We start from the raw sequence: 6,063 nt of genomic DNA on the forward strand, positions 1-6,063 counted from the left end.
TTACAATATGAATTTAAATAGTTTAACTCCAGCAGAAGGTTCTGTAAAAACTAGAAAGAGAATCGGACGTGGTCCAGGTTCTGGTTTAGGAGGTACTTCTACAAGAGGACATAAAGGAGCAAAATCAAGATCTGGTTATTCAAAGAAAATCGGATTTGAAGGTGGTCAGATGCCTCTTCAGCGTCGTGTTCCAAAATTTGGTTTCAAGAATATAAACCGTGTTGAATATAAGGCAATCAATCTTGAAGTTATTCAAGCATTAGCTGATGCTAAGAACTTGACAAAGGTAGGCATCAACGAACTTATAGAAGCTGGTTATATCTCTTCTAACCAATTAGTGAAAGTTCTAGGTAACGGTAGTTTAACTACTAAACTTGATGTTGAAGCAAATGCTTTCTCAAAAAGTGCGGTAGCTGCAATCGAAGCCGTAGGTGGTAATGCAGTAAAACTCTGATTAAATGAGAAAATCTATTGAAACATTAAAGAATATATGGAACATTGAGGATCTTAGAAAAAGGATCCTCATAACCATATTGTTTGTCGCAATTTACCGTTTAGGATCCTATGTAGTATTACCAGGTATAAATCCGGAGATGTTGTCTAAATTGCATGAGCAGACAAGTGAAGGTCTTCTTGCCTTATTGAATATGTTTTCTGGTGGAGCTTTTTCCAATGCTTCAATTTTTGCATTGGGAATAATGCCGTATATCTCAGCTTCCATTGTCATACAGTTGTTGGCAATTGCTGTACCATACTTCCAGAAGTTGCAACGTGAAGGAGAAAGCGGACGTAGAAAAATTAATCAATATACACGAATATTGACTTTGATAATCTTAGTATTCCAGGCTCCTTCATATTTGATTAACTTAAAATTCCAGGCAGGACCAGCTCTTAATGCTTCATTAGATTGGACTTTCTTTATAATTACATCTACCATAATATTGGCGGCAGGTAGTATGTTCGTTCTTTGGTTAGGTGAAAGAATAACTGATAAAGGTATAGGAAACGGTATTTCATTAATCATCATGGTGGGTATTATTGCACGTTTACCTCAGGCTTTCGGTGGTGAGTTAGTTTCAAGATTAACTTTAGCAGAGACTGGTGGTGTGATAATGTTCATAATTGAAATTGTTGCCTTGTTAGCAGTTATAGCTGCAGCAATTTTGCTTGTTCAGGGAGTACGTAAGGTTCCAGTACAATATGCAAAACGTATTGTCGGTAATAAGCAGTATGGCGGTGCAAGACAATATATTCCATTAAAAGTGAATGCAGCAAACGTGATGCCTATAATCTTCGCTCAAGCTATAATGTTTATTCCTATAACATTTATAGGTTTTTCAAACACAGAGAGCGCTAGTGGGTTAATGAGATCATTAATTGATCATACTAGTTTTGCCTATAACTTAGTATTTGCAATACTTATTATTGTATTTACTTACTTTTATACAGCTATTACAATTAATCCGAACCAAATGGCAGAGGATATGAAAAGAAATAATGGTTTTATTCCAGGTATTAAGCCAGGTAAACAAACTTCTGATTATTTGGATACTATAATGTCTAGAATTACTTTACCGGGTTCTCTTTTCTTAGCGATTATTGCAGTACTTCCTGCTTTTGCTGGTTATTTCGGAATTCAAGCTGAATTTGCTCAATTCTTTGGTGGCACATCGCTATTGATTCTAGTAGGTGTTGTTTTGGATACTTTACAGCAAGTTGAAAGTCATTTGTTGATGAGACACTATGACGGACTGTTAAGTTCCGGAAGAATAAGAGGTAGATCTGGTAATGTAGCTGCTTATTAATTATTCTATGATAATTCTTAAAACAGATGATGAAATAGAGCTCCTTCGTCAGAGTAATCTTCTAGTAGGAAGAACTCTGGCTGAAGTAGCTAAAATTATTAAGCCAGGAGTCACAACAAAGCAACTCGATAAATTAGCGGAAGAGTTTATAAGAGACCACGGAGCAGTACCGACCTTTAAAGGATATCCAAATCCATATGGAGCTCCATTTCCTGCCACTCTATGTACTTCTGTAAATAGTCAAGTGGTACACGGAATTCCTAATGATGAACCGTTGAAAGAAGGTGATATCGTGTCTGTGGATTGTGGGACGTTACTGAACGGTTATTGTGGAGATTCTGCTTATACTTTTACGGTAGGTGAGGTCAGCGCGGAAATTCTTGAACTTTTGAAAGTTACAAAAGAGGCTTTGTACAAAGGAATTGAGAATGCTGTTCATGGTAAAAGAATAGGTGATATAGGAAATGCAATACAAACCCATTGTGAAGCTCATAAGTATGGAGTTGTCCGCGAGTTTGTAGGACATGGAATTGGTAAGGAGATGCACGAGGACCCCGCTGTCCCCAATTATGGTAGAAGAGGTACAGGAGTCCTGCTTAGAAAAGGGATGTGCATCGCTATAGAACCTATGATATCTTTCGGAGACCGAAAAGTCTATCTTGAGAGTGACAATTGGACAGTTAGGACACGAGATAATAGTGTAGCTGCACATTTTGAACATACAGTTGCGATAGGCTTAGATAAAGCAGATATATTATCATCATTTGAATATATAGAACAAGTATTAGAAGAAAAAAATTAATATGGCAAAACAATCAGCAATAGAGCAAGATGGAGTAATAGTTGAAGCATTGTCAAATGCAATGTTTCGTGTAGAACTAGAAAACGGACATGAGATTACCGCTCATATTTCTGGTAAAATGAGAATGCATTACATAAAAATACTTCCAGGAGACAAAGTAAGAGTTGAAATGTCGCCTTATGATTTGTCAAAAGGAAGAATTGTTTTTAGATACAAATAATTGAGAATTAAGATATGAAAGTAAGAGCTTCATTAAAGAAACGTACGCCGGAATGTAAGATTGTTAGACGTAATGGCCGTTTGTATGTTATTAACAAGAAAAATCCTAAGTATAAACAACGTCAAGGATAATTTATTATTTTTGCAAAAAAAATAATTTAGTTTATGGCTATAAGAATAGTTGGTGTAGATTTGCCTCAGAATAAAAGAGGTGAGATTGCGTTGACATACGTATATGGTATAGGACGCAGCAGTTCAGCAAAAATTTTGGATAAAGCTGGTGTAGATCGCGATCTTAAAGTAAAAGATTGGACAGATGATCAGGCAGCTAAAATTCGTGAAATCATTGGTGCTGAGTACAAAGTAGAAGGAGATCTTCGTTCAGAAATCCAATTAAACATTAAGCGATTAATGGATATTGGTTGTTATCGTGGTGTACGTCACCGTTTGGGACTTCCTGTAAGAGGTCAGAGCACAAAGAACAATGCTCGTACACGTAAGGGAAGAAAGAAAACAGTTGCAAACAAGAAAAAAGCTACTAAATAATAATTGTTGATATGGCAAAAAAAACAGTCGCAGCTAAAAAAAGAAATGTGAAGGTTGACGCAAATGGACAGTTGCATGTTCATTCATCATTCAATAACATCATTGTTTCTTTAGCAAATAGTGAAGGTCAGATTATTTCTTGGTCTTCAGCAGGTAAGATGGGATTTAGAGGTTCAAAAAAGAACACTCCTTATGCAGCACAGATGGCTGCACAGGATTGTGCAAAAGTAGCATTTGACCTTGGATTGAGAAAGGTTAAAGCATACGTTAAAGGTCCAGGTAACGGACGTGAGTCTGCTATCAGAACTGTTCACGGTGCTGGAATAGAAGTTACAGAAATTATCGATGTAACTCCATTGCCTCACAACGGTTGTCGTCCTCCAAAAAGAAGAAGAGTATAATTTCAGACACCTGTATTAATAACAATTAAAATTTGAAATAGAAATGGCTAGATATACTGGACCTAAAAGTAGAATTGCACGTAAATTCGGTGAAGCTATCTTCGGAGCAGATAAAGTATTAGCAAAGAGAAACTATCCTCCTGGACAGCACGGAAATACTCGCCGTAGAAAGACTTCTGAATACGGTGTCATGTTAGCTGAAAAGCAAAAAGCTAAATATACATACGGAGTATTGGAAAAACAGTTCCGTAATATGTTTGAGAAAGCTGCAAGCCAGAATGGTATTACTGGTGAGCTTTTGCTTCAGGCACTTGAATGCCGTCTTGACAATGTAGTGTTCCGTTTGGGTATTGCTCCAACTCGTGCTGCAGCTCGTCAGCTAGTTGGTCACAAACACATAACTGTTGATGGTAAAGTTGTAAATATCCCATCATACTCAGTTAAACCAGGTCAGTTGGTTGCTGTTCGTGAAAAATCTAAGTCTTTGGAAGTTATTACTAACTCATTAGCTGGATTTAACCATAGCAAATATCCTTGGATGGAATGGGATCAGAATTCTAAGACTGGTAAGATGTTACACGTTCCACAGAGAGCTGACATTCCTGAAAACATAAAAGAACACTTAATCGTTGAATTGTACTCTAAATAATAATTGATTTCATGGCGATATTAGCATTTCAAAAACCAGATAAAGTATTAATGTTAGAAGCGGATTCAAAATTCGGTAAATTTGAATTCCGTCCGCTTGAACCCGGTTTCGGTATTACCGTAGGTAATGCTTTACGCCGTATTCTTCTTTCTTCTTTGGAAGGTTATGCAATCAATACTATACGTATTGAGGGTGTAGAACATGAGTTCGCAACCGTACCAGGTGTAAAAGAGGATGTAACTAACATTATCTTGAATCTGAAGCAAGTAAGATTCAAGCAAATAGTTGACGAATACGAAAATGAAAGTGTCAGCATCACTGTAGAGAATTCTACTGAATTCAAAGCAGGTGACATCGGTAAGCATTTGACCGGATTTGAAGTGTTAAATCCTGAATTGGTTATTTGCCATTTAGACTCAAAAGCAACTATGCAGATAGATATTACTATTAACAAAGGACGTGGATATGTGCCTGCTGACGAAAACCGCATATATTGCACTGATGTTAATGTAATTCCTATTGATTCTATTTATACTCCGATACGTAATGTTAAGTATGCAGTCGAAAACTATCGCGTTGAGCAGAAGACAGACTTCGAAAAGCTGGTACTTGAGATTAGTACGGATGGTTCCATTCACCCAAAGGAAGCATTAAAGGAAGCTGCTAAAATTCTGATACACCATTTCATGTTGTTCTCAGATGAAAAGATAACTCTTGAAGCTTCTGATGCTGATAGTAATGAAGAATTTGATGAAGAAGTACTGCACATGAGACAGTTGTTGAAGACTAAGTTAGTAGACATGGATCTTTCAGTACGTGCCCTTAACTGTCTGAAGGCTGCTGATGTGGAAACATTAGGAGATTTGGTTCAGTTTAACAAAACAGATCTTCTCAAGTTCAGAAACTTTGGTAAGAAATCGCTCACTGAGCTTGATGATTTGCTCGAGAGTCTGAATCTTACGTTTGGAACAGATATTTCTAAATATAAATTAGATAAAGAATAAAAAATGAGACATAATAAAAAATTTAACCATTTAGGTCGTACTGCTTCTCACAGAAACGCAATGTTGTCAAACATGGCATGTTCTTTGATCAAGCACAAAAGAATCACTACGACTGTTGCAAAGGCTAAAGCTTTGAAAAAGTTCGTTGAACCTTTGATAACAAAATCAAAAGAGGATACAACTAACTCACGTCGTGTTGTATTTAGTAACTTGCAAGACAAATATGCAGTAACAGAACTTTTCAAAGAAATCTCTGTTAAGGTTGCAGACCGTCCAGGAGGTTATACACGTATCATTAAAACTGGAAACCGTTTGGGTGACAACGCAGAAATGTGTTTCATCGAATTGGTTGATTACAATGAGAACATGGCTAAGACAGCTGCTAAGAAAGCAACTCGTACTCGTCGTTCTAAGAAAACTGCTGCTACTGAAGCTCCTGTTGCAGAAGCAGCTGAAGCAACAACAGAGGAAGCCCCTAAAGCTGAATAATTCTGTAGATGCAATATATAGGAGGGTGTGTCAAAATGATGCATCCTCTTTTCGTTATATAATCATCGGTTTCTCATTTTTCATAGAGTATGATTTCTATATTTCCGTATTATCCCTATCTCCATGCTTTCAAGTAGTATAATCGGCT

The 6,063-nt window shown here is 36.8% G+C and carries 10 protein-coding genes; all 10 read left to right on the plus strand.

Translation table 11 applies throughout. From position 1 onward, the window contains the following. Positions 1-7 precede the first annotated feature (7 nt). The 10 genes from rplO to rplQ are packed head-to-tail and all read left to right on the plus strand — an operon-like array spanning position 8 to position 5,915. Positions 8-454 (plus strand): 50S ribosomal protein L15, encoded by a 447-nt coding sequence (rplO, locus tag I6E11_RS11020; protein ID WP_235338080.1) that lies wholly within the window; start codon positions 8-10, stop codon positions 452-454. 4 nt (positions 455-458) lie between these two features. Then, complete coding sequence (gene secY / locus I6E11_RS11025; protein ID WP_235338081.1) at positions 459-1,805, plus strand: preprotein translocase subunit SecY; 1,347 nt, start codon at positions 459-461, stop codon at positions 1,803-1,805. A gap of 7 nt (positions 1,806-1,812) precedes the next feature. Beyond that, a complete protein-coding gene (gene map, locus I6E11_RS11030; RefSeq protein WP_235338082.1) occupies positions 1,813-2,607 on the plus strand; it encodes a type I methionyl aminopeptidase in 795 nt (264 codons plus the stop codon). Between the two features lies 1 nt (position 2,608). Continuing rightward, complete coding sequence (gene infA, locus I6E11_RS11035; protein ID WP_002558052.1) at positions 2,609-2,827, plus strand: translation initiation factor IF-1; 219 nt, start codon at positions 2,609-2,611, stop codon at positions 2,825-2,827. A gap of 14 nt (positions 2,828-2,841) precedes the next feature. Then, a complete protein-coding gene (ykgO, locus tag I6E11_RS11040; protein ID WP_002558051.1) occupies positions 2,842-2,958 on the plus strand; it encodes a type B 50S ribosomal protein L36 in 117 nt (38 codons plus the stop codon). A gap of 33 nt (positions 2,959-2,991) precedes the next feature. After that, positions 2,992-3,372, plus strand: coding sequence for a 30S ribosomal protein S13 (rpsM, locus tag I6E11_RS11045; protein ID WP_007559362.1), 381 nt, complete (start codon positions 2,992-2,994; stop codon positions 3,370-3,372). A gap of 11 nt (positions 3,373-3,383) precedes the next feature. Next, positions 3,384-3,773 carry a 30S ribosomal protein S11 gene (rpsK, locus tag I6E11_RS11050; protein WP_005844897.1) on the plus strand — a complete coding sequence of 130 codons (390 nt, stop codon included), beginning with the start codon at positions 3,384-3,386 and terminating at the stop codon, positions 3,771-3,773. A gap of 43 nt (positions 3,774-3,816) precedes the next feature. After that, the gene (gene rpsD / locus I6E11_RS11055; protein WP_235338083.1) at positions 3,817-4,422 is read left to right on the plus strand and encodes a 30S ribosomal protein S4; all 606 of its coding nucleotides are present in this window, start codon (positions 3,817-3,819) and stop codon (positions 4,420-4,422) included. Positions 4,423-4,433: 11 nt separating this feature from the next. After that, a complete protein-coding gene (locus tag I6E11_RS11060; protein WP_235338084.1) occupies positions 4,434-5,426 on the plus strand; it encodes a DNA-directed RNA polymerase subunit alpha in 993 nt (330 codons plus the stop codon). A gap of 3 nt (positions 5,427-5,429) precedes the next feature. Beyond that, positions 5,430-5,915, plus strand: coding sequence for a 50S ribosomal protein L17 (gene rplQ, locus I6E11_RS11065; RefSeq protein WP_235338085.1), 486 nt, complete (start codon positions 5,430-5,432; stop codon positions 5,913-5,915). The last annotated feature ends 148 nt before the right edge of the window (positions 5,916-6,063 follow it).

Origin of the sequence: Bacteroides caecigallinarum (assembly GCF_021531075.1) — a bacterium.
GTDB classification, from domain to species: Bacteria; Bacteroidota; Bacteroidia; order Bacteroidales; family Bacteroidaceae; genus Phocaeicola; species Phocaeicola caecigallinarum_B.